Origin of the sequence: Pseudomonas sp. CFBP2511 (assembly GCF_030209255.1) — a bacterium.
Lineage (GTDB): Bacteria > Pseudomonadota > Gammaproteobacteria > Pseudomonadales > Pseudomonadaceae > Aquipseudomonas > Aquipseudomonas avellanae.
Window position 1 is genome coordinate 238,674 of sequence record NZ_JARVSI010000010.1, and the last position, 23,614, is coordinate 262,287.

Annotated in this window: 24 protein-coding genes; 17 read left to right on the forward strand and 7 right to left on the reverse strand. The window is 58.2% G+C overall.

The genetic code is table 11. From position 1 onward, the window contains the following. Positions 1–13: 13 nt before the first annotated feature. From alg8 to yaaA, 3 genes are all read right to left on the reverse strand, one after another. Positions 14–1,495 carry a mannuronan synthase gene (gene alg8 / locus QRN38_RS09640; RefSeq protein ID WP_005764142.1) on the reverse strand — a complete coding sequence of 494 codons (1,482 nt, stop codon included), beginning with the start codon at positions 1,493–1,495 and terminating at the stop codon, positions 14–16. 102 nt (positions 1,496–1,597) lie between these two features. Next, positions 1,598–2,914: a nucleotide sugar dehydrogenase gene (locus QRN38_RS09645; protein WP_005764140.1), complete on the reverse strand. Its 1,317-nt coding sequence runs from the start codon at positions 2,912–2,914 to the stop codon at positions 1,598–1,600. A gap of 810 nt (positions 2,915–3,724) precedes the next feature. Continuing rightward, positions 3,725–4,504 (reverse strand): peroxide stress protein YaaA, encoded by a 780-nt coding sequence (yaaA, locus tag QRN38_RS09650; RefSeq protein WP_005764136.1) that lies wholly within the window; start codon positions 4,502–4,504, stop codon positions 3,725–3,727. Positions 4,505–4,694: 190 nt separating this feature from the next. Here yaaA and QRN38_RS09655 point away from each other — a divergent pair, with 190 nt between their 5' ends. The 8 genes from QRN38_RS09655 (at position 4,695) to QRN38_RS09690 (ending at position 10,844) form a co-directional block, all read left to right on the forward strand. Beyond that, entirely contained in the window at positions 4,695–5,873 is a 1,179-nt protein-coding gene (locus tag QRN38_RS09655; RefSeq protein WP_057419191.1) for a polysaccharide deacetylase family protein, read from the forward strand. 294 nt (positions 5,874–6,167) lie between these two features. Then, a complete protein-coding gene (locus QRN38_RS09660; protein ID WP_003376021.1) occupies positions 6,168–7,562 on the forward strand; it encodes a PhoH family protein in 1,395 nt (464 codons plus the stop codon). A 141-nt stretch (positions 7,563–7,703) separates the two neighbouring features. Then, positions 7,704–8,189, forward strand: coding sequence for a cyclic pyranopterin monophosphate synthase MoaC (gene moaC / locus QRN38_RS09665; RefSeq protein WP_005764132.1), 486 nt, complete (start codon positions 7,704–7,706; stop codon positions 8,187–8,189). After that, entirely contained in the window at positions 8,186–8,431 is a 246-nt protein-coding gene (gene moaD / locus QRN38_RS09670) for a molybdopterin converting factor subunit 1 (protein ID WP_057416090.1), read from the forward strand. The genes moaC and moaD overlap by 4 nt, the downstream gene beginning before the upstream one ends. Before the next feature lie 2 nt (positions 8,432–8,433). After that, positions 8,434–8,880, forward strand: a complete 447-nt coding sequence (moaE, locus tag QRN38_RS09675) for a molybdopterin synthase catalytic subunit MoaE (protein WP_005736458.1) — start codon at positions 8,434–8,436, stop codon at positions 8,878–8,880. 255 nt (positions 8,881–9,135) lie between these two features. Next, a complete protein-coding gene (locus QRN38_RS09680) occupies positions 9,136–9,786 on the forward strand; it encodes a CsgG/HfaB family protein (RefSeq protein ID WP_020343607.1) in 651 nt (216 codons plus the stop codon). 27 nt (positions 9,787–9,813) lie between these two features. After that, complete coding sequence (locus tag QRN38_RS09685; protein ID WP_005764124.1) at positions 9,814–10,185, forward strand: DUF4810 domain-containing protein; 372 nt, start codon at positions 9,814–9,816, stop codon at positions 10,183–10,185. Continuing rightward, the gene (locus QRN38_RS09690) at positions 10,182–10,844 is read left to right on the forward strand and encodes a DUF799 domain-containing protein (protein ID WP_044391521.1); all 663 of its coding nucleotides are present in this window, start codon (positions 10,182–10,184) and stop codon (positions 10,842–10,844) included. Before QRN38_RS09685 ends, QRN38_RS09690 begins: the two co-directional genes overlap by 4 nt. An 80-nt stretch (positions 10,845–10,924) precedes the next feature. Here QRN38_RS09690 and rhlB read toward each other — a convergent pair whose 3' ends face one another. After that, on the reverse strand, positions 10,925–12,385 hold the full coding sequence (gene rhlB, locus QRN38_RS09695; protein WP_032621675.1) for an ATP-dependent RNA helicase RhlB: 1,461 nt from the start codon (positions 12,383–12,385) through the stop codon (positions 10,925–10,927). Positions 12,386–12,500: 115 nt separating this feature from the next. Next, on the reverse strand, positions 12,501–13,160 hold the full coding sequence (locus QRN38_RS09700) for an alpha/beta hydrolase (protein WP_007244032.1): 660 nt from the start codon (positions 13,158–13,160) through the stop codon (positions 12,501–12,503). A 484-nt stretch (positions 13,161–13,644) separates the two neighbouring features. Here QRN38_RS09700 and QRN38_RS09705 point away from each other — a divergent pair, with 484 nt between their 5' ends. From QRN38_RS09705 to QRN38_RS09740, 8 genes are all read left to right on the forward strand, one after another. After that, positions 13,645–14,673: an amino acid ABC transporter substrate-binding protein gene (locus QRN38_RS09705; RefSeq protein WP_005764116.1), complete on the forward strand. Its 1,029-nt coding sequence runs from the start codon at positions 13,645–13,647 to the stop codon at positions 14,671–14,673. A gap of 70 nt (positions 14,674–14,743) precedes the next feature. Then, a complete protein-coding gene (locus QRN38_RS09710; RefSeq protein WP_007244031.1) occupies positions 14,744–15,925 on the forward strand; it encodes an amino acid ABC transporter permease in 1,182 nt (393 codons plus the stop codon). A 10-nt stretch (positions 15,926–15,935) separates the two neighbouring features. Beyond that, complete coding sequence (locus QRN38_RS09715; protein ID WP_057419169.1) at positions 15,936–17,033, forward strand: amino acid ABC transporter permease; 1,098 nt, start codon at positions 15,936–15,938, stop codon at positions 17,031–17,033. A 10-nt stretch (positions 17,034–17,043) separates the two neighbouring features. Further along, a complete protein-coding gene (locus QRN38_RS09720; protein ID WP_003408905.1) occupies positions 17,044–17,808 on the forward strand; it encodes an amino acid ABC transporter ATP-binding protein in 765 nt (254 codons plus the stop codon). Between the two features lie 168 nt (positions 17,809–17,976). Then, positions 17,977–19,206 carry an MFS transporter gene (locus QRN38_RS09725; RefSeq protein WP_057419168.1) on the forward strand — a complete coding sequence of 410 codons (1,230 nt, stop codon included), beginning with the start codon at positions 17,977–17,979 and terminating at the stop codon, positions 19,204–19,206. 73 nt (positions 19,207–19,279) lie between these two features. Next, a complete protein-coding gene (locus QRN38_RS09730; RefSeq protein WP_005764110.1) occupies positions 19,280–19,771 on the forward strand; it encodes a nuclear transport factor 2 family protein in 492 nt (163 codons plus the stop codon). Then, positions 19,764–20,081, forward strand: coding sequence for a GIY-YIG nuclease family protein (locus QRN38_RS09735; protein ID WP_005764108.1), 318 nt, complete (start codon positions 19,764–19,766; stop codon positions 20,079–20,081). Before QRN38_RS09730 ends, QRN38_RS09735 begins: the two co-directional genes overlap by 8 nt. Before the next feature lie 64 nt (positions 20,082–20,145). Beyond that, positions 20,146–21,078 (forward strand): glutathione S-transferase family protein, encoded by a 933-nt coding sequence (locus QRN38_RS09740; protein ID WP_057418847.1) that lies wholly within the window; start codon positions 20,146–20,148, stop codon positions 21,076–21,078. A gap of 182 nt (positions 21,079–21,260) precedes the next feature. Here the strand turns inward: QRN38_RS09740 and QRN38_RS09745 are convergent, their stop codons facing one another. Then, positions 21,261–21,611 (reverse strand): glutaredoxin family protein, encoded by a 351-nt coding sequence (locus QRN38_RS09745; RefSeq protein ID WP_024666932.1) that lies wholly within the window; start codon positions 21,609–21,611, stop codon positions 21,261–21,263. Between the two features lie 6 nt (positions 21,612–21,617). Further along, the gene (gene yejK, locus QRN38_RS09750; RefSeq protein WP_005764101.1) at positions 21,618–22,619 is read right to left on the reverse strand and encodes a nucleoid-associated protein YejK; all 1,002 of its coding nucleotides are present in this window, start codon (positions 22,617–22,619) and stop codon (positions 21,618–21,620) included. Between the two features lie 392 nt (positions 22,620–23,011). Here yejK and QRN38_RS09755 point away from each other — a divergent pair, with 392 nt between their 5' ends. Beyond that, entirely contained in the window at positions 23,012–23,293 is a 282-nt protein-coding gene (locus tag QRN38_RS09755) for an HU family DNA-binding protein (RefSeq protein ID WP_002552279.1), read from the forward strand. Positions 23,294–23,614: the final 321 nt, after the last annotated feature.

The window sequence follows — 23,614 nt, forward strand, 5'->3', positions numbered from 1 at the left end:
TCCGTTGGTCTGGTCAAACCATCGTCAACAGCACGGCGACGAAGATGGTGCCAGCCGAGAAAGTCATGGTTCGGGACGACCACGTGTTGAACCAGCCTTGAAAGCTGGCCATGTCGCGGCTGAGTTTGGTGTCCTGGCGCGTCCAGGACTGGCGGTCCAGGCGGAAGAAGACGTAGATCTTCATCAGGGCGCCGACGATCTGGTTGTAATAGAGAATCATCGGGTAGGCAGGCCCGATCCTGTGCCCTGACAAGGACAGCAGCAGGGTGAGGATCAGGCGGGTCATACCGATCCACAGCAGGTACATCAGCAGGAACGCGCCGCCGTACTTGAAGCTGGCGATGATGGCGACGGTCAGGCCGAGAATCGAGGTCCACATCGACACTCGCTGGTCGAACAGCACGATGCTGGTGAAAATCCCCAGGCGACGAACGCCCAGCCCCAGTGCACGCGAGTTCTGACGCAGGTTGTTGCCGTACCAGCGATACATCAGCTTGCGGCTGGCCTTCAGGAAGCTCTTTTCCGGCGGGTGCTCCACGGTGTTGATCGCCGCATCCGGGACGTAGAACGTGTCGTAACCCAGACGCATCAGGCTGAACCAGCTGGACTTGTCATCACCGGTCAGGAACCGGAAAGTGCCCAGCCGCCAGTGGTTGAGCGAGTCGCTTTCCACGTCGGCAATAAACTCGGGGTCGGTCACGACTTTTGCGCGAAACACCGACATCCGGCCGGTCATGGTCAGCACGCGCTTGGACAAGGCCATCGAGCACATGTTGATGTGACGCTGAGCGAAACGCAGCTTGTGCCACTCGCTCATGATGTAGCCGCCACGCACTTCGCAGAACTCGTTGGTGGTCAGGCCGCCGACGTTGTCGAACAGCTGGAACCACGGCACGGTCTTGGCAACCACACCTTCGTTGAGCACGGTGTCACCGTCGATCACGGCCACCACGGCACGGTCATCGGGCATGTGCCGCGAGATGGCACGAAAGCCATAAGCCAGACCATCACGTTTACCGGTACCCGGAATACGCACGAAGTCCAGTTTGACGCGATCTGGCGGGTTCGCCTTGGCCCACATGCTCTTGACCAGCAGCTCGTCGGACATTTCCACCAGCGAACAGACCACGGTGGTTGGAAGACCGCATTCGATGGCCTCGCGGATGACCGAGCTGTACACCTGTGCGGTGGTCAGTGCATCAATGCGAAAACTGGTAACCATCAGAAACACATGGGATGGGTCTGCAGCGCTGCCCAGCTTGCGAACCTTGCGGCGCAAATGCGGGTAGACGATGTAGAGGAAGATCATCCCGCGCACGAAGTGCGTGATCCCCATCGAGTAGCGCCAGATACCGACAGCGCCAATCAGGAAGATAAAGTTCTTCGACTGCGAGTCGAAGATACTGGTGGGCAATGCCGCAGCAAGGCCCATTAACAAACTGAGATAAAACAGCCAACCGGCGGCCTGTAAAAGGCCGTGCTTGAGCCTTTGCATAATCTGTATCCCTAAGTCAGTTGCGAGCCTCAAGCCCCAGGCTGCAAGCTCATTGTTTGAGCTTGGTGGCCTGGAGCCTGGCGCTTGTGGCTTGCGGCTGATTTACCAGCAGATACCTTCGGCACGACCGTCTTCGGTGGTGGCATTGGTCATGAAGCCCACCAGGTCGATAACGCGCTTGCCTTCAGGCGTCTTGTTGGCGAGGGAGCGGAAACGCTCGTCGCGGTTGCCAAGGATGATCACGTCGGAGTCGTTGATGACCTGATCGAAGTCGGAATTGAGCAGCGAGGAAACGTGCGGAATCTTCGATTCGATGTAGTCCTTGTTGGCACCGTGAACACGGGCGTATTCGACGTTGCTGTCGAAGATGCTCAGGTCGAAGCCCTTGCCGATCAGCATTTCAGCCAGCTCTACCAGCGGGCTTTCACGCAGATCGTCGGTGCCGGCCTTGAAGCTCAGACCCAGCAGTGCAACCTTGCGGGTGTCGTAGCTGGCAACCATGTCGAAAGCGTTCTGCACTTGCGAGGTGTTGCTGCGCATCAGCGAGTTGAGCAGCGGTGCGTCGACATCCAGGCTACCGGCGCGGTAGGTCAGGGCGCGGACGTCTTTAGGCAGGCACGAACCGCCGAAGGCGAAGCCTGGGCGCATGTAGTACTGGGACAGGTTCAATGCCTTGTCCTGGCAGACCACGTCCATCACTTCACGGCCATCAACGCCGACTGCTTTGGCAATGTTGCCGATTTCGTTGGCGAAGGTCACTTTGGTGGCGTGCCACACGTTGCAGGTGTACTTGATCATTTCGGCAACGGCGATGTCCTTGCGGATGATCGGTGCGTCAAGTTCTTCGTACAGCGATTGCAGAACGTCACCCGAGGCCTTGTCGAACTCGCCGATCACGGTCATTGGCGGCAGGTCGTAGTCTTTGATTGCGGTACTTTCACGCAGGAACTCTGGGTTTACGGCAACGCCGAAGTCAACGCCGGCTTTCTTGCCGGAGCAGTCTTCCAGGATCGGGATAACCACGTTGGCGACGGTGCCAGGCAGTACGGTGCTGCGAACCACGATAGTGTGGCGAGTGTTCTTGTCACGCAGGACATAACCGATTTCACGGCACACTGATTCGATGTAGTCCAGTTCCAGGTCGCCGTTCTTCTTGCTTGGCGTACCCACGCAGATCATCGACAGGTCAGTGGCGCGAATGGCTTCGGCGAAGTCGGTAGTGCCGCGCAGTTTGCCGGTGGCCAGACCTTTTTGCAGCAGCTCTTCCAGGCCCGGTTCAACGATAGGCGACTTGCCATTGTTGATCAGGTCGATCTTGGTGCTGGAGATGTCCACACCCACTACGTCGTGGCCGCGGGCAGAGAGGCAACCGGCACAGACTGCACCGACATAACCCAAACCAAATATGCTGATACGCATCATCATTCTCCTAGATTTTCACGCCATAAAGTGGCTGGATATTAATTTTGGCCAGCAGATGTCACGCGTCAGTTGTCACGGTTAACAGAACCGTAGAACTAACGCAGGCATATTGAATGAGTGAGTGCCCAAACAAGCGAGGCGAACTCAAATGACACTAAGTGCAAGCGGCAAGTGACCTGTCCGGTGGGCAGGGCCCTGCTCTCCTTGGATGCAGTAAACTACTCCTGTCTGACGATTGACGGCGGACCTCGGTCGGAAAGCCTCTGGCCGGAGCCATTGCTGCCTTTGCTCGAGTCCTGCGCGTCGCACCTGGCCGGTGCTTCGTCTGTCTACAACATCAACTAGTGATGTGAGTTTAATCCTGTACCAGACCTCCGAATCCCGTGGACCCGGCTTAGCGGTTGGTAACTTCCCGTTTCCTGTTCTGCGTGTAAGTGATCGCTTACACATTCGCCCAGAATTGTTACGGGATGTAGGAGCGTACAAATTCGCATTTAGTTCCGGGCCGCTCGTCCTGATTTGAGAAAATCGGTGTATCCAGTTTGTGACAATGGCAGTTGCAAAATAATGGCCTGTTTCTTAAAAGCCTTAGTGTGCGGGGATAAAAGCCGGGTGGATATGAAAGTGCTACTACAGCAAATAGCCAAAAGGCCACTACTTAAAAAGATGGATTTTTTTTCATGAAAAAAATCGACGTGAACGAGTCGTCGGCAAGTTGACGTTTATCTGACGTCACTAAGTTGTCATTTGGGGGCGGATCGGAGGGGGCGTCGTGTAACAGCGGTGCGTTACACGACGATTACAGCGTCAATCTTCAGCTGAGTTACGCAGAAACACTAACTTGTCAGGCGTTGACTGCTCGCTGTTGTAACGGTAGCCCTGTACATCGAACTGCTTTAACGCTTCGGGACTGTTGATGCGCTCTTCGATGACGAAGCGGCTCATCATGCCGCGTGCCTTTTTCGCATAGAAGCTGATGATCTTGTAGTGCCCGTTTTTCAAGTCCTTGAACTCGGTGTCGATGATTCGCGCCTTGAGCGCCGAACGTTTGACGGCCGAGAAGTACTCGGTAGAGGCAAGGTTGAGCAGCAGGTCATCGCCCTGATCGGCTAGCGCCTCGTTCAGCCATTCGCTGATTCGGGTGCCCCAGAACGCATAAAGGTCCTTGCCGCGGGCGTTGGCCAGCCGGGTGCCCATTTCCAGGCGATAAGGTTGCATCAGGTCCAGCGGGCGCAACAGCCCGTAGAGGCCGGACAGCATGCGCAAATGGTCCTGGGCGTAGTCGAGTTGTGCGTCGCTGAGGGTTTCTGCTTGCAGGCCGGTGTAGACATCGCCCTTGAACGCCAGTAATGCCTGCTTGGCATTGTCGAGCGTGAACGCCGGGTCCCAACTGCCGAAGCGCGCGGCATTGAGCCCGGCCAGTTTATCGGAAAGGTGCATCAGCTCGCTGATCTGCGCCGGGGTCAGCTCCCGCAACTGGGTGATCAGTTCCTGGGAGTGATCCAGGTACTGCGGCCGGGTGAAGCGCGCGGTGGTGGGCGGCGTCTCGAAATCGAGGGTTTTCGCTGGGGAAATCACCATCAGCATGAAGTCGTCTCCTTTGATCGTCCGGGGATTCTAGGGGCTGATGGCCCTCGACTCCAGCTATGGTGGCGATAGAGGCCTCAGCGCTTTGATGTCAGGCTTTGTATGCGTGCCGACATAAGAAGGCCGGCGCATATCAGCTATAGTGGCGCGCTGGTCATGACGTTCATGGTTGATCGAGAGGGCATCGGGTTTGCGTATTGTTTTAGCAGTGTGTGCAGGTCTGTTCTGGCTTCAGGCCCAGGCGGCAGCGCCGGTCATCGCCACCATCGACCGCAGCGTATGGCCCGAGCGCCTTGAAACGCCGGCCTTGTTCGACGTGGCGTCGCGTGCGGAGATCCTCGCCTTCGCCCATGAACTGTCGCTCAGTGAGAAACTGGGCGAGGAGGGGCTCAAGCAGCGCCTCGGCCTGCGTTTCGTCAATGTGCCGTCATTGAACGTGGTCCGTCATCGCCTGTGGCTGCGCTTGCTGGAAAACTACCAGAACGCCCAAAAAAGCTGCGAGGAGGACGCCAACTTCTGCGTGCTGGTCGAGGACATGGAGCAGTTGCGCCAGCGTGCCGATGAGTACCAGGTGTCGAACGACTCCTTCTACGCCGGTTGGGCCAGGCCCAGCGCGGTGTTTCATCAGCGCTACTTGAACGAACTGCTGTTCATGGCGGCATTGTTCCCGCAGACCAGCAGCGAGATCGAGCGTTACAACTCCGATGAGATGAGCGGCGACGAGATGCCCGATCGCACCTTCATGCTCAACTTCGAAAGCGGGCCCAGCCCGGCCGACGGCGGCACTGACTGGCTGGCCGACTTCATGCGTCAGCAAAAGATGACCGCCACGTTCTTTGTGCTGGGCAAAAGCCTTCAGGAGCGTCTGGACAGCACCTCGGTGGCAAACCTGCAGGCGTTGTACCGCCAGCAGTGTGTCGGCATTCAGGGCTGGGAGTATCGTTCGCACAGCCAGTGGCTGGACTGGCAGGATTCGGTGCAACGCAGTGCGACGCTGGTTCAGCACGTACTGGCGGATAATTTCGTGCCGCTGTTTCGTCCCCCCTACGGTCATCGACGGGCCGACAGCGGTGATTTCTTCCGCGCCCAGCATTTGCGCGTGTCGTTGTGGAACATTGATGCCGAGGACGACAACGGACGGCTCACGGCAGAGCAAATCCAGGACCGGGTGCTTACCCTCATGCTGCTCTGGCGCAAAGGCACGGTGGCGTTTCACGACGTGGCCAACAAGGCGCAGTCTGCGCTGCCATTGCTGCTGGCCAACACTGCGCAAAGCGAGTTGATCTGGGAAGATTGCCGAAATATCTCTGAAGCGCCCGTGGAACAAGGGCTCGAGAGCAGTGAAGAGGCTGCGCCGGAGGGGGAATGAAGGCAGATTCGGCGTGGGCGGACTTCCGACTTTAAACGTGCCGGCTACGTCCGCCAAGTCCTATTCGTCACCCTGTGAAATAAACCTCAAAAAACCATCAAAGCGCTTTTTTCTGTCATCCCTTTTGCTGTATTACGAATACAGACCGCCGAAACCTGCAACACAGGTGGCGTCTTCCAAGACCCACCTTGAGCGACATTTCTCCCCTGCCTGAAGGGAAGAATCCGGCGGCCTTTTCGTGGCGCAGCACTGTCGTGGTTCTGCGTCGCCTGGCATCTACAAAGGTGAGCGAGTATGGATGATCACGGACGCACCCCTTCCACCAACCAGCCAATCCTTTACGTGCTCGATACCAACGTACTGATTCACGATCCAAACGCGTTGTTGAATTTCGAAGAACACCATGTCGCCATTCCCATGACGGTTCTGGAGGAACTGGACAAACTCAAGGCCGGTAAACATTCGGTGGCCGCCGAATGCCGTCAGGCCATCCGTCTGATCGACAAGACTCTGGGAGAAGCCAGCCCCGAAGAAGTCGAAAAGGGCGTGCCTATTGATCGCGGGACTGGTGTGTTCAAAGGTTTCCTGTCCATTCTGATGAGCAAGCGCGAGGAACCCAACAGCCTGCTGCCCGAGCACTTGAACGACAACATCATCATCAACCAATTGATCGACCTGCACGCGCGCAACAAGGACTTGAGCGTCGTACTGGTGACCAAAGACATCAACATGCGCCTTAAGGCGCGTGCCTGTGGCATCGACGCCGAGGATTACAGTACCGACCAGCTGGTGGACGACGTTTCACTGCTGTCGCGTGGCTACCATGACATGACCGGCTCGTTCTGGGACCGCGTCAACAAGGTCGATACCCGCCAGGAGCGTGGCCGTACCTGGCACCGCGTTCAACTCAATGAAATGCTTCCGGCCGTCCATATCAACGAGTTCATTGTCGACGAACAAGGTTTTGTGGGCTGGATCAAGGGCGTCAAGAACGACGAGTTGCTGATCCTCGACATGCATCAGGAGCCCTTGCTGCATCAGGAAGCCTGGGGCTTGAAGCCGCGGGATATCTATCAGGGCCTGGCATTGTTCGCCTTGCTCGACCCGGATATTCATCTGGTCAACCTGTCGGGGCCTGCGGGCTCGGGTAAAACCATCCTGGCGCTGGCCGCTGCCATCGAGCAGACCATGGTCACCAAACGCTACCGTCGCATCATCGCGACCCGCAGCGTTCAGGGGCTGGATCAGGAAATCGGCTTTCTGCCCGGCACCGAGGCGGAAAAGATGGAGCCGTGGCTTGGCGCGATCACCGATAACCTCGAAGCCCTGCACATGGATGATGAAAACACTCACGGCAGTGTCGATTACATCCTCAGCAAAGTGCCATTGCAGTTCAAATCCCTTAACTACATTCGAGGTCGCAGCTTCCAGCAAAGCCTGATTCTGATCGATGAATGCCAGAACCTGACCCCGCACCAGATGAAAACCATCATCACCCGTGCCGGTGCCGGTTCCAAAGTGGTCTGTCTGGGCAACCTGGCGCAGATCGATACCCCTTACCTGTCAGCCACCAGTTCTGGTCTGACCTACCTGACGGAGCGCTTCAAAGACTTCCCGAACGGCGTGCACCTCACCCTGCAAGGCGTGCCACGCTCCATTCTGGCCGAATACGCAGAGAGTCATCTTTAGCTGAAAAGCAGCTTCAAGCGTTTAGCTGCAAGCTACAAGCGGGGAACTTCGGTGTATGAAGGCCCTCGCTTGCAGCTCATGGCTTATAGCTTGTATCTGCCCCACCCTCTACACTTCTTGCATCTGCCAAGGAGTAACGTTGTGCTCACTCATCTCGATTCCCAGGGTCGCGCCAATATGGTCGACGTCACTGATAAAGCCGTGACGTCCCGTGAGGCTGTGGCTGAAGCGTTGGTGCGGATGTTGCCCGCCACGCTGCAAATGATTGTCAGCGGTGGCCATCCCAAAGGGGATGTGTTTGCTGTCGCGCGCATTGCCGGTATTCAGGCCGCCAAGAAAACCAGCGATCTGATTCCGCTGTGCCATCCGCTGATGCTGACCAGCATCAAGGTTCACCTGGCTGCCGAGGGCGACAACGCAGTGCGCATCACGGCAAGCTGCAAACTGTCCGGGCAAACCGGCGTTGAGATGGAAGCCCTGACGGCGGCCAGTATTGCGGCGCTGACTATTTACGACATGTGTAAGGCAGTGGATCGCGGCATGGTTATCGAGTCGGTTCGCCTGCTGGAGAAGCTTGGCGGCAAGAGCGGTCATTTCATTGCAGATGATGCGCAGGTTGCCCCATGAAGATTGAGGTCCAGTACTTTGCCCGTTATCGCGAAACGTTGGGCATAGACAGCGAGTCTGTCGAAGGCGAGTTCGTCACGCTGGAGGTGTTGCGTCAGCATCTGTCGCAACGTGGCGAAGCGTGGCAGGTTCTGGCCGAACAGAACCTGATGTGTGCGCGCAATCAGGAGCTCTGCAAGCTTGACGAGCCCCTGCTTGATGGCGACGAAGTCGCGTTCTTTCCGCCTGTGACCGGAGGCTGAGCATGACGATTCGTGTGCAAGCAGCAGCATTCGATCCCGGCACTGAAGTCAACGCGCTGCACGCTGCCAACCTGGGCATCGGTGCGGTGGTGAGTTTTGTCGGTTACGTGCGTGACTTCAACGAAGGGCGCGAGGTATCGGGCATGTTTCTGGAGCATTACCCGGGCATGACCGAAAAGGCCTTGGCGAAGATTGTTGAAGAAGCCGAGCAGCGCTGGCCGTTGCTCAGGCTCGACGTGTTGCATCGGGTGGGCGCGCTCGAGCCGGGTGAGCCTATCGTGTTTGTGGGCGTTGCCAGCGCTCATCGGCAGGCGGCGTTCGAGGCCTGCGATTTCGTCATGGACTACCTCAAGACCCGTGCGCCGTTCTGGAAGAAGGAAAATACTTCTCAGGGGCCGCAGTGGGTCGAGGGTCGCGATAGCGATCAGGCAGCCGCCCGGCGCTGGTAGCCGGTAGCTGCGTCCATGCGTTTTTCCTGAACGCGTGGTCTCTCGCTGTTTGTATCGTCTATTTGTATCTTCTTGGTACAAAGGGATGGCTTCGGGCTATCATGCCGGCCCGGAAACGGCGTCTCATCGGCTTCGGCCAACTTATTCAATAACTGTCCGAGCGTGATTGCCCTTGCGGCCGCCACGTTGCGGGCAGGTTTTCGTCAACGTTCGGAGCAGAATGTGAAGAAACTTCAGCAGTTTTTGGTTTCAGGGATGACAACAGCGGCGTTAGTGCTGATGGCTGGTTGTGCAACGGAAAGCTCGCGGGCGCTGCCTGTGGCAAAGGTTGAAAGCGCTGGTGTTGCTTATGCCGGCAAGCGTTATCCAGTGGCGGTCGGCAAGTTCGATAACCGCTCCAGCTACATGCGCGGGATCTTTTCCGATGGTGTGGATCGGCTTGGCGGTCAGGCCAAGACCATCCTGATCACCCATATGCAGCAAACCAACCGGTTCAGTGTGCTGGACCGCGACAACATGGAGGAGATCAAGCAGGAAGCCTCCATCAAATCCACCGCCCAGCACCTGAAAGGCGCTGATTACGTGGTGACTGGCGACGTGACCGAGTTTGGTCGCAAGGAAGTCGGCGATCAGCAACTGTTCGGTCTGCTGGGCCGTGGCAAATCGCAGATTGCCTACGCAAAAGTCGCGCTGAACATCGTCAATATCAGCACCTCGGAAGTGGTGTACTCCACTCAGGGTGCGGGCGAGTACGAGCTTTCCAACCGGGAAGTCATCGGCTTTGGTGGCACCGCCAGTTATGACTCGACACTCAACGGCAAGGTTCTGGACCTGGCCATGCGCGAAGCCGTCAACAACATGGTGCGTGCGCTCGACAGCGGTGCCTGGAAACCAACTGCCAACTGATGTTTTAAAAGGGAATTTGTGGTGTTCATGAACATGAATAATAGTTCGTTGCGCAGTGCCGCAATGTTGCTGGTGGCAGGCGTCTGCGTCACGGGTTGCGCTCCGCAGCCGAAAACCCTGTACCAGTGGGGCAGTTATCAGCCCGAAGTGTATGAGTATTTCAAAGGCGAACCCAAAGAAGTCCAGGTCGCCAAACTTGAAGAAGACCTGCAGAAAATCCGCTCTGCCAACGCAACGCCGCCACCGGGCTACCACGCTCAGTTGGGCATGCTCTACGGCGGCCTGGGCAAGGATGACCAGATGGTTCAGGAGTTGCGCACGGAAAAAGCACTGTTTCCCGAGTCGGCCACCTACATGGACTTCCTGCTCAAGAACGCCCACGCAGGAGTCGCCAAATGAACCTCGCTTATCTGAAAGTGGCTGTCAGCCTGTTTGCCGTCGCCCTGTTGTCGGGTTGCGTTACTCCGCCGCCGACGGTGGACTACTCGGCCTTCAAGGAAAGCAAGCCGCGTTCGATTCTGGTGCTGCCGCCGGTCAACGAATCGCCTGACGTCAAAGCGACGTACAGCACCTTCGCGCAGGTGACCTATCCGCTGGCCGAGTCAGGTTACTACGTGTTGCCGGTGGCGCTGGTTGACGAGACGTTTCGCAACAACGGTCTGACCAACGCCAACGATATTCAGGCCACATCGCCTGCCAAGCTGCGCGAGATCTTCGGCGCCGATGCCGCGCTGTACATCACGGTCAAGCAATACGGCACCAGTTACGTGGTCATCAGCAGCCAGACCGTCGTGACGGTCACGGCAAAACTGGTTGATCTGCGCACCGGAACTGCGTTGTGGACAGGCGCCGCTTCCGCTTCCAGTGAAGAGGGAGGCAACAATAGCGGCGGCGGTCTGGTGGGCATGCTGATCACCGCAGCGGTCAAGCAGATCATCAACAGCGCTACCGATGCCGGTCACCCCATTGCCGGGATAGCCAGCAACCGACTGCTTACAGCGGGTCGGCCGGCGGGTTTGCTGTACGGCCCGCGTTCGCCGAAGTACGGCAGTGACTGACCCTCACACTGTCGATGTCTGACAGGCACAAAAAAAGCGCAGCCCCGTAAAAGGCTGCGCTTTTTTGTTGGCTGGATCGATCAGGTGGTTTGTCGCACGACTGCTCTGAGCAGATGAGTCGGCGGTGTTTCACAGCTGATTTTGCGGCCCAGCTTCTCTTCGATGGCGGGCAACTGGTAGGAGTCGTCTTCCCCGGCGAAGCTGATCGAGACGCCATCGGCCCCTGCGCGACCGGTACGGCCGATGCGGTGCACGTAGTCGTCCGGAACTTCCGGCAGGGTGAAGTTGATCACGTGGCTGATGCCGTCGATGTGAATCCCGCGACCGGCCACATCGGTGGCGACCAGTACGCGGATCTTGCCTTCGCGGAAACCTTCAAGGGTCTTGATGCGCTTGTGCTGCGGCACATCGCCTGACAGTTGCGCGGCGTTGACGCCATCGCGTACCAGACGCTCTTCGATGCGGCGCACTTCATCCTTGCGGTTGGCAAAGACCATGACCCGTTCCCAGCCGTTGTCGGTGACCAGGTTGTAGAGCAACTTGTATTTGTCGGCACCGGCGACGGCATAGATATGCTGTTCGACGTTGTCGCTGGCGACATTCAAGGATTCGATCTCGACGATGGAAGGATCGGTCGTCCACTGCTTGGCAAGGTTCATCACGTCTTCGGTGAAGGTCGCGGAGAACAGCAGGGTCTGGCGTTCGCCCTTGTGCGGGGTCTGGCGAATGATCTGCCGGACCTGCGGGATGAAGCCCATGTCGAGCATGCGGTCGGCTTCATCGAGCACCATCACCTCGACCATGTCCAGGTGCACTTCGCCGCGCTGGTTGAAGTCCAGCAGGCGACCCGGCGTGGCGACCAGAATGTCACAGTGCCGCGCTTCAAGCTGCTTGAGCTGTTTGTCGAAGTCCATGCCACCGACAAACGTCATGACGTTGAGGTTGGTGTATTTGGTCAGGTCGGCGGCGTCCTTGGCGATCTGCACCACCAGTTCGCGGGTCGGCGCGATGATCAGTGCGCGGGGTTCGCCCATGTAGCGCTCTGCCGGCGGCGGTGTCTGGGTCAGTTGCTCGATGATCGAGATCAGGAAGGCAGCGGTCTTGCCGGTGCCTGTCTGGGCGCGGCCGATGGCGTCCTTGCCCTTGAGGGTGAAACCCAGCACACCCGCCTGGATCGGCGTGCAATAGGGAAAACCAAGGTCCTGAATCGCGTGCATCAGTTCGGGGGCCAGGTTGAAGTCATGAAAGCGAGTCTTGCCTTCCTGTGGCTCCACGGCGAAATCTTCGAGGTTCCATAGTGGCGCGGGCGGTTTTGCTGCGCGCTCACGGCGCGGGCGCTCGGCTTTTGGCTTGTCGGCGCGGGGTGCCGGGGCTATGGCGGGCTCGCTGGCAATATCCAGCACCTGGGGCTGGGCAGCATGATCCGGTTGGTCGCCGATGGCCGGCGCGGGAGAGGCGGGGAGGAAGGCTGTCGGGCCAGGCGCGCGCTGCTCAGCCTCGCTTTTACCGAACATCTTTTTAAGTGCTTTGAGCACGGTCATCTCATCAATTGATTAAGGAATGTACGCCGAGCAGTGTAAAGCAAGAACCGTGCTCGGCGTAGTGCCATCCGTGGCGAGCTACAAAAGCGCTCTGTGACAGGGGTTACAGACCCCTTCAGCGGAGCTTTTCAGCCAGCCAGACGCCGATGTCGTGGATTTCCTGCGGTAACACTTGATGCCCCATTGGGTACTCTTGCCAGTCAACGGTTACACCCTGAGCCTTGAGATGGTCGTAAACGGCCCGGCCCATCGGATAATGGACCACTTCGTCGTGCTGGCCGTGCAGGCAATACGCCGGAATACGCTGCTGGCTGGCAGACAGGGTCATATCCTTGTTGAATGTCGGTGCATAAGTGGACAGCGCGAGCAGGCCGCCCAGTGGGCCCTGCCAGCGTCGATAGCCGACGTGCAGAACCACCGCGCCACCCTGGGAAAAGCCTGCCAGAAAGATCCGCGCCGGATCGATACCGCTGTCGCGCTGTTGCTCGATCAGGCTGATCACCTGCAGCGCCGAGGCTTCCATCTGGTCATGATCAATGGCGCGGGCCTCGGAACTCATGGCTTTGATGTCATACCAGCTCGGCATTTCATAGCCGCCGTTGACGGTCACGGCGCGTGTCGGGGCCTGAGGCAGGACGAAGCGGGCAGTGGTCAGCGACGCCTGCAGCGCTTCGGCAACCGGCAAAAAGTCATAACGGTCGGCACCCAGCCCATGCAGCCAGATGACGCAGGCATCGACTGTGCCGGAAGGTTGGATGATCAAAGGTTCGCTCATGACTGCTCCATTTGCGTGCACCGGCTCGTTAAGAGCGCATTAATAGGGTGCGCGGGGTAGATTAAAAATGAAAGAAGATGTCGCAAGGTTACAAGTTTTTGACTTGACCTGTCGCTAATTCGACATAGCCAGCATGCTGGTACGGGCTTTGCTACAGCAGGACTGGAGTCGAGGCGCTCACATCGTTCGGTAACACTATAAGGCTACTATTTATAGCGATCGAAAAGCAGCTCGGGAGTCCATGCGTCAGGATTCGCGGCACGATTCAAGCTGTACCGAACAGGTTCGGGAAAATCATGGGTTTTCAGTCCACGGGGCCGATTCTGAATGATGATGGCGATGACGGGATGATCCCGCAGGCCATTCACCCTTCATGCCCAGCGTCGCATGACCCAAAAATAAGCCAGCACGGGTCATTAGCGCCTCACAAAGGTGCGACGCGACTGAAACGCCTACACAACAAAGAGCAAACTGGAGGTTTTGAATGAAGATGTTGAAATCCACCCTGGCTATCGTCACCGCCTTGGCTGCATTTGGTGTGACCGGGGCTGCCAACGCAGGCGCCACCCTTGACGCTATCGTCAAGAAAGGGTTTGTTCAGTGCGGCGTCAGCGATGGCCTGCCAGGGTTTTCCGTTCCAGACTCCACCGGCAAGATCACCGGTATCGATGCTGACGTCTGCCGCGCAGTCGCCGCCGCAGTATTTGGCGACGCCACCAAGGTCAAGTTCAGCCAGTTGAACGCCAAAGAGCGTTTCACTGCACTGCAATCGGGCGAGATCGACATCCTTTCGCGTAACACCACCTGGACCAGCTCCCGCGATTCGGCCATGGGCCTGATGTTTGCCGGCGTGACTTACTACGACGGCATCGGCTTTCTGGTAAACAAAAAACTGGGCGTCAACAGTGCCAAGGAACTGGACGGTGCAACTATCTGTATCCAGGCCGGTACCACCACCGAGCTGAACGTCTCCGACTACTTCCGCTCCAACAACCTGAAATACACGCCGATCACTTTCGACACCTCCGATGAAAGCGCCAAGTCGCTGGAAGGCGGCCGTTGCGACGTGTTGACTTCCGACCAGTCGCAGCTCTACGCACAGCGCAGCAAGCTGGCCAAACCGGACGACTACGTCGTTCTGCCGGAAGTGATCTCCAAAGAGCCTCTGGGCCCTGTCGTGCGCAAAAACGATCCGGAGTGGTTCGCGATCGTCAAGTGGACCCTGTTCGCCATGCTCAACGCCGAGGAAGCCAAAATCACTTCCAAGAACGTCGAAGCTGAAGCCAAGGCGACCAAAAACCCTGACGTAGCCCGTATGCTCGGCGCAGACGGTACTTACGGCAAGGACCTGAACCTGCCGAAGGACTGGGTCGTGCAGATCGTCAAGCAAGTCGGTAACTACGGCGAAGTGTTCGAACGCAACCTGGGCGAAGGCACCCCGCTGAAAATCAAGCGTGGCCAGAACGCTCTGTGGAATGCCGGCGGCATCCAGTACGCACCACCTATTCGTTGATTGACCCGGCGCCCGACAGGCTTCCCAGCCTGTCGGGCGTTGTTCTGTTGGATTTTTCCTGGGGCATTTCATGGAAAAGCAAATCGTCGCACCCAAGCAAAAGCTCTCTCTGAGCGATCCGAAAGTGCGCGCGTGGTTATTTCAGATCATCACTGTCGTGGCGGTGATCGCGTTTGGCTGGTTCATTTTCGACAACACCCAGACCAATCTGCAACACCGTGGTATTACCTCGGGTTTCGGTTTTCTTGAAAACAGTGCCGGCTTCGGCATTGCTCAACACCTGATCGACTACAGCGAATCGGACACTTATGCTCGCGTGTTCGTCATCGGTTTGCTGAACACCTTGCTGGTATCGGTTATCGGTATTGTCCTGGCGACCTTGCTGGGCTTTGTCATTGGTGTCGCTCGCCTGTCTCCGAACTGGATGATCAGCAAGCTGGCAACCGTGTATGTCGAAGTCTTCCGCAACATTCCGCCATTGCTGCAAATCCTGTTCTGGTACACCGCCGTATTCCTCACGCTGCCCGGTCCGCGTCAGGCACATGGTTATCTGGACATGTTCTACGTCAGCAGTCGTGGGCTCAACATGCCCGGAGCACTGCCTGCCGAAGGCGCATGGGCGTTTCTGATCAGCATCGTGGTCGCGGTGATCGCGGTTGTGATGATGGTGCGTTGGGCCAACAAGCGTTTCGAGGCGACCGGCCAGCCGTTTCACAAGTTCTGGGTCGGCCTGGCGTTGTTGCTGGCGATTCCCGGCCTGAGCATGCTGATCTTCGGCAGCCCGGTGCACTGGGAGCTGCCGCAGCTCAAGGGCTTCAACTTCACCGGCGGCTGGGTGCTGATTCCCGAGTTGATCTCCCTGACCCTGGCACTGACGATCTACACCGCAGCCTTCATTGCTGAAATCGTGCGCTCCGGCATCAAGTCGGTCAGCCATGGTCAGACCGAAGCCGCCCGTTCGCTGGGTCTGCGTCCCGGGCCGACGCTGCGCAAGGTCATCATTCCGCAGGCGCTGCGAGTGATCATCCCGCCGTTGACCAGTCAGTTCCTGAACCTGGCGAAAAACTCGTCGCTGGCAGCAGCCATCGGTTATCCGGAAATGGTTTCCCTGTTTGCCGGTACGGTGCTCAACCAGACCGGGCAGGCCATTGAAGTCATTGCCATCACCATGAGTGTGTACCTGGCGATCAGTATCAGCATTTCCATGCTGATGAACTGGTACAACAAGCGCATTGCGCTGATCGAGCGGTGAGGAAACGCGCATGACAACCCATACTTTCAAACCTGATATGCCACCACCGGGCAAAGTGTTCGGTCCGGTCGCGTGGATGCGGCAGAACCTGTTCTCCAGCTGGATCAACACCCTGCTGACCCTGTTTTCGCTGTATCTGATCTACCTGATCGTTCCGCCGATTCTCAGTTGGGCCCTGCTGGACGCCAACTGGATCGGTACGACCAAGGAAGACTGCACCAAGGCGGGCGCCTGTTGGGTGTTCATCGAGCAGCGCTTCGGTCAGTTCATGTACGGCTACTTTCCTAATGAACTGCGCTGGAGGGTCGATCTGACCGCAATCCTGGCGATTATCGGCGCTGCGCCGCTATTCATTTCGAAGTTTCCGCGCAAGGCTGTGTACGGCATCTGCTTTTTGCTGATCTACCCGGTCGTTGCGTTCTACCTGCTGCACGGCGGCGCGTTTGGTCTGACCAATGTACCGACCAGCCAGTGGGGCGGTCTGATGCTGACCCTGGTGATTGCCACCGTGGGTATCGTCGGTGCCTTGCCGCTGGGTATTTTGCTGGCGCTCGGCCGTCGCTCCAACATGCCGGCCGTGCGTGTGGTGTGCGTGACGTTCATCGAGTTCTGGCGTGGCGTGCCGTTGATCACCGTACTGTTTATGTCGTCTGTGATGCTGCCGCTGTTCATGCCGGAAGGGATGAACTTCGACAAGCTGCTGCGGGCGCTGATCGGCGTGATTCTGTTCCAGTCGGCGTACATCGCCGAAGTGGTGCGCGGCGGGATGCAGGCCATTCCCAAGGGGCAGTACGAAGCGGCCTCGGCGATGGGCCTGGGTTACTGGCGCGCCATGGGCCTGGTGATTTTGCCGCAGGCGTTGAAGATGGTCATCCCCGGCATCGTCAACACCTTCATTGCCTTGTTCAAAGACACCAGCCTGGTGATCATTATCGGCCTGTTCGACCTGCTTAACAGCGTCAAACAAGCTACCGCCGACCCGGCATGGCTGGGTATGGCCACCGAAGGCTACGTCTTCGCGGCCCTGGTGTTCTGGATCTTCTGTTTCGGTATGTCCCGCTATTCCATGCATTTGGAACATAAGCTGGACACAGGCCACAAGCGTTAGGAGTTTTGTGATGAGTGAAGTTATCAATAAGCCCCTGGGCGCTGAAGGCATGATCCGCATGGAGGGCGTCCACAAGTGGTACGGCCAGTTCCATGTGCTCAAGGACATCAACCTGAATGTGCGCCAGGGCGAACGTATCGTGCTGTGCGGCCCGTCTGGCTCGGGCAAGTCGACCACCATTCGCTGCCTCAACCGTCTGGAAGAGCACCAGCAGGGCCGTATCATCGTTGATGGCACCGAACTGACTTCCGACCTGAAGCAGATCGAAACCATCCGCCGTGAAGTCGGCATGGTGTTTCAGCACTTCAACCTGTTCCCGCACCTGACCATCCTGCAGAACTGCACGCTGGCACCGATGTGGGTACGCAAGATGCCGAAGAAGAAAGCCGAAGAAATCGCCATGCACTACCTTGAGCGTGTGCGCATTCCAGAGCAGGCCCACAAGTTTCCGGGTCAGCTTTCCGGTGGTCAGCAGCAGCGTGTGGCGATTGCCCGTGCCTTGTGCATGAAGCCGAAAATCATGCTGTTCGACGAGCCGACCTCGGCGCTTGACCCGGAAATGGTCAAGGAAGTACTCGACACCATGGTCGGCCTGGCGGAAGAGGGCATGACCATGCTCTGCGTGACTCACGAGATGGGCTTTGCCCGCACCGTGGCGAACCGCGTGATCTTCATGGACAAGGGCGAAATCGTCGAACAGGCTGCACCGAACGACTTCTTCGACAACCCGCAAAGCGACCGCACCAAGCTGTTTCTCAGTCAGATCATTCACTGAGTCGGTAGCGGCTGCACAGAAAACCGGGCCTTGCGCCCGGTTTTTTTGCGGCCTTTTTTTGCCGCCTTTTCTGTATGCAATTTCAGCTGAACCTTGTATTCAAGATGATTCTCCAACAGGATACTGCCCCCCTGAAACGGGTCGACATACCTGATTACCGAGAAACCGATGACTGCCAAGGCTCAACCCAGCCCCCAACCGACTGCCGATCCAACTCACCCTGCTCTGAAGCGCCCGTGGCTTTTGCTGCTGGGGCTGGTGCTCGTTGCCCTCAACCTGCGCCCTGCGTTGTCCAGCATCGCGCCACTGCTCAACGAAGTGTCCGAGAGCCTGGGCATGTCGGCTGCCGACGCTGGTTTGCTGACCACGCTGCCTGTGCTGTGCCTGGGCCTGTTCGCGCCGCTGGCACCGATTCTTGCGCGCCGTTTCGGCAGTGAGCGGGTGGTGCTGGTGATTTTGCTGAGCCTGGCTGCCGGCATGGCCCTGCGCAGTCTTTTCGGTGAAGTCGGCCTGTTCAGCGGCAGCCTGCTGGCGGGCGCGAGTATCGGCATCATCGGGGTGCTGTTGCCCGGTATCGTCAAGCGCGATTTTCCGCGTCAGGCGGGTGCCATGACGGGCGTATATACCATGGCGCTGTGCCTGGGGGCGGCAATAGCCGCTGGCTCGACCGTGCCGCTGAGTCAGTATTTTGGTGGCAGTTGGGCAATAGGTCTGGGTTTCTGGCTGGTTCCGGCCTTGATCGCTGCGTTGTTCTGGTTCCCGCAGGCCCGCGAGGTGCACAGCACGCATCGCGATGTCTATCGGGTGCACGGCCTGTTGCGTGATCGACTGGCGTGGCAAGTCACGCTGTACATGGGGCTGCAATCTTCACTGTCGTACATCGTCTTTGGCTGGTTGCCGTCCATCCTCATAGGGCGCGGCATGACCCCGACCGAAGCGGGGCTGTTGTTGTCCGGTTCGATCATCGTGCAGGTCATCAGCGCCTTGAGTGCGCCTTGGCTGGCAACCCGCGGCAAGGACCAGCGACTGGCGATCATGCTGGTCATGTCACTGACCCTGACCGGCCTGTTCGGTTGTCTGTACGCGCCCATCGAAGGGCTGTGGGGCTGGGCGATTCTGCTCGGGCTGGGGCAGGGCGGTACGTTCAGCCTGGCACTGGCGCTGATCGTTCTGCGCTCACGCGATTCTCACGTGGCCTCCAACCTGTCCAGCATGGCGCAAGGCTTCGGTTACACCATCGCGTCAATGGGGCCGTTCGCCGTGGGCGTCGTGCACGACGTGACGGGTAGTTGGGACGCGATTGGCTGGATCTTCGCCGTGCTGGGCGTGGGCGCCATGATCGCGGGCATGGGCGCGGGGCGTGCGCTGTATGTTCAGGTGAGCAGCGAGAAGGTGTGAGGCCATCAAGCACTCGCCATTTTCCGCTGCGCCGCTTATCGTGCACGGATCATTCGCCAAGGGATTTGCATGCATGAGCTACGAAGAACAAAGCCAGGCCAACAGCGCCCTCATCACCCGCTTTTATGGGGCATTCGCTCAGCTGGATGCCGAGGCGATGAGCGCCTGCTACAGCGACGATGTGCTGTTCAGCGATCCGGCGTTCGGTGAGTTGCGTGGCCCTCAGGTGGGCGACATGTGGCGCATGCTGACTTCTCGGGCGAAGCACTTTTCGGTGGTCTTCGATCAGGTGCGTGCCGATGACCGCACGGGCAGCGCGCACTGGGTGGCGACCTATCTGTTCAGTCAGACCGGGCGCACGGTGGTCAACGATATCCAGGCCCGTTTCGTGTTTCGCGATGGCAAGATCTGCGAACACCACGACCATTTCGATATGTGGCGTTGGTCGCGTCAGGCGCTGGGTGCAAAAGGCCTGTTGCTCGGCTGGACACCGCTGGTGCGTAACGCGGTTCGCGTCCAGGCGCTCAAGGGCCTGAAAGCCTTCACCGAGAGCCGCCGTGCCTGAGGCTCTGGAAACTTCGCTCGGCAAGCCCTGGTTTGTGTACTTGGTGCGCGCGGCCAATGGCGCGTTGTACTGCGGCATCAGCGACAACCCGCAACGACGCTTTGCCGCGCATCAGAGCGGCAAGGGCGCACGTTTTTTCTGCTCCAGCCCGGCGCTGGCACTGGTCTACGTCGAGCAATGGCCCAGCAAGGGCGATGCGTTGCGTCACGAGCGGCTGATCAAGAAACTCAGAAAAAGCGCCAAAGAGGCGCTGGCGGCTAGCTACCTGAACGTACCGATCCATGAGGGTGATGTCGCCTCATCAGTTTGAGCCTGTGTGCGGGCAGGGTACTGCGGGTTAATCTGTCGGCTTCCCATGTGCGCAGAGGCTGAACATGTCCGAGTTGATTCTTCACCACTACCCCACGTCGCTGTTTGCCGAAAAAGCCCGTTTGATGCTGGGCTTCAAGGGCGTTAACTGGCGTTCGGTGACCATTCCTTCGATCATGCCCAAGCCTGACCTGACCGCGCTGACCGGTGGCTATCGCAAAACGCCGGTGTTGCAGATCGGCGCAGATATCTACTGTGACACGGCGCTGATGGCCCGGCGTCTGGAGCAGGAAAAAGCCTCGCCGGCCTTCTACCCGCAAGGCCATGAGTTTGCCGTGGCCGGCCTGGCCGCCTGGGCCGACTCGGTGCTGTTTCTGCATGCAGTGAGCCTGGTGTTTCAGCCTGAATCGATGGCCGTGCGCTTTGCCAAAGTACCGCCTGACGCCGCCAAGGCATTCATTGCTGACCGCTCCATGCTGTTCAACGGTGGCACCGCTTCGCGCCCGCCCGTCGAGCAGGTCAAACACCAATGGCCAACGTTCATGTCACGTCTTGAGTCGCAACTGTCGCACGGCGGTGACTTCCTGTTCGGTGCGCCTTCAATTGCCGATTTCTCGGTCGCCCACACGCTGTGGTTCCTCAAACAGACGCCAGTGACGGCGCCGTTTGTCGATGATTACCCAAGTGTCAGCGTCTGGCTGGATCGCGTACTGGGATTTGGCCACGGCAGCTTGAGCGACCTGAGTTCCGCCGCTGCCATCGAAATCGCCAGCAACGCCACGCCCGCGCCTTTGCCCGATGAAACCTTCATTGACCCGAACGGCTTCAAGGCGGGCGATAAAGTCGCCATCGCCGCGGTCGACTACGGCGTTGAAGCGGTTGAAGGCGAGCTGATGTTTACCGGACGCGAAGAACTGATCCTGCGCCGCGAAGACAATCGCGCCGGTGTGGTACACGTGCACTTCCCGCGACTGGGTTTTCGGGTCGAGAAACGCTGAAGTCGAAGGGCAAGTGGGAGCGAGCTTGCTCGCGAAGACGGACTGACAGGGGCGTCAATATTCGGCGGTCATACGGGCCTCTTTGTGAGCAAGCCTGCTCACAGGCGCGAAGTGCTCTGAGACGCGACATAACAATTGGGAGCTTTCTCGCGAGCCCGCTGCAATCGACAGCGGGTGAGGCTTCACTTCAACGCCGCCAATATCTCATCCGGTGCGAAGCCCCGGATCAGGGTGCCGTTGACATCGATCAGCGGGATGCCACGTCCACCCAGCGCTTCATAGGCCTTGCGGCCTTCGTCTGACTTCTCGATGTCGAACTCCTGATACGCGATCCCTTTGCTGTCCAGAAAACGTCGCGTCTGTTTGCAGTAGCCGCACCAGTCGGTGGCGTACATCACCACTTTTGCCTGGCTGTAGCGCTGGGCAACGCTCGCTGGCGGTGGGTTGATGAAGTTTTCGATCCTGCCCCAGTTCTGGTAAATGACCACCACCAGCATGATCAGCGCAAACTTCTTGAGGGTGCGTATCAGCATGGCGGATTACCGTCGTTTCAGCTGATCGGTCAGTTGGGTCGGCAGCCCCTTGATAATCAGGGTGCCTGCGGTTTCGTCGTACTCGATCTTGTCGCCCAGCAAGTGAGCTTCGAAGCTGATCGACAGGCCCTCGGCACGGCCTGTGAAGCGGCGGAACTGGTTGAGGGTGCGTTTATCCGCCGGGATTTCCGGGGACAGGCCGTAGTCCTTGTTGCGGATGTGGTCGTAAAACGCCCTTGGCTGATTTTCGTCGATCAGCTCGGACAGCGCTTCAAGGCCCATTGGTTCGCCCATCTTGCTCTGGCTGCTGGCGTAGTCGATCAGGGTCTTGGTCTTCTCGCGTGCCGACTCTTCCGGCAGGTCTTCACTTTCGACAAAGTCACTGAAGGCTTTGAGCAACGTGCGGGTTTCGCCGGGGCCGTCCACGCCTTCCTGGCAGCCGATGAAGTCGCGGAAATACTCGGAGACCTTCTTGCCGTTCTTGCCCTTGATGAAGGAAATGTACTGTTTGGACTGTTTGTTGTTCTGCCACTCGGAAATATTGATGCGAGCGGCAAGGTGCAACTGGCCCAGATCCAGATGGCGAGAAGGGGTCACGTCCAGTTCGGCATTCACCGCCACACCGTCGCTGTGGTGCAACAGAGCGATGGCCAGGTAGTCGGTCATGCCTTGCTGGTAATGGGCGAACAACACATGGCCGCCGACGGACAGGTTGGATTCTTCCATGAGCTTCTGCAGGTGCTCGACTGACACTCGGGAGAACGCCGTGAAGTCTTTGCCGCCGTCCAGATACTCTTTCAGCCAGCCGCTGAAAGGGTGCGCGCCGGACTCGGGATGGAACAGGCCCCATGCCTTGCCTTGTTTGGCGTTATAGCTCTCGTTGAGGTCGGCCAGCATGTTTTCGATGGCCTGGGACTCAGCGAGTTCGGAGTCGCGTGCATGGAGAACAGCGGGCGTACCGTCGGGTTTTTTTTCGATCAGGTGGACGATGCAATGACGGATCGGCATGGGCTTCTCGGCTGAAAAAGGTGAAGAGCGTGCAGCTCGTTGCAAGGCGCCAAGTGTAACGCACGCATGTGCCTGTTGGCCCGAGCTAGCTGGTTTTCGCTGGCAGCGGGTGTTTACTGGATGTTTTTTGCGCAATTACCATTAAAACCTGACCAAAAGGATAGGTAGGGGCGGATATTTGCCCGGCTCTGTGCTAGTTTTGCGCGGTCTTGCGCACTTAGCGCGTCAAGCATGCAGTTAGCGCACACGTGGGTCGAACCATTGCCCGGTTTCAGTATCTACACTTTCGCGATTAATCGTGGCTGCTAGCGGGTGGCCAGGTTCATTGCCTGGCCACGGGCCGACGTTGCGCTCTGCAATCCAAATGAATTTGATAGGGAAGGAACACCACCATGGCTCTTACTAAAGACCAATTGATCGCCGATATCGCTGAAGCTATCGACGCGCCAAAAACCACCGCGCGTAATGCTCTTGAGCAATTGGGCCAAATTGTTGCCGACCAATTGGAAAACGGCGTTGAAATCACTTTGCCGGGTATCGGCAAGCTGAAAGTTGCAGAGCGTCCAGCTCGCACCGGCCGCAACCCTTCGACTGGCGCTGCCATCGAAATCGCTGCCAAGAAAGTTATCAAGTTCGTACCAGCCAAAGTGCTGACCGACTCGATCAACAAGTAAGCACCCGCTTGCTGTAAAAAGCCGTGCACCGGTTCACCGGGCGCGGCTTTTTTGTGGGCGTCTGATCAGGCAACTCTCGCCAGGGCGTTGCACGACAGTTGAGATTATCGTTCCCTACGCTCCAGTGGGAATGCACTGCGTGAAGCTCTGCGTCACAAATCTGTGCCGCACTGCACACTCAATAGAGGACGCAGAGCGTCCAGAACGGCATGCGACGCAGAGCGTCGCACGATAGTCGAGATTACGGCCTGCCGGCGTGGGGTCGCACGATAGTCGAGATTACGGCCTGCCGGCGTGGGGGCGCACGATAGTTGAGATTAT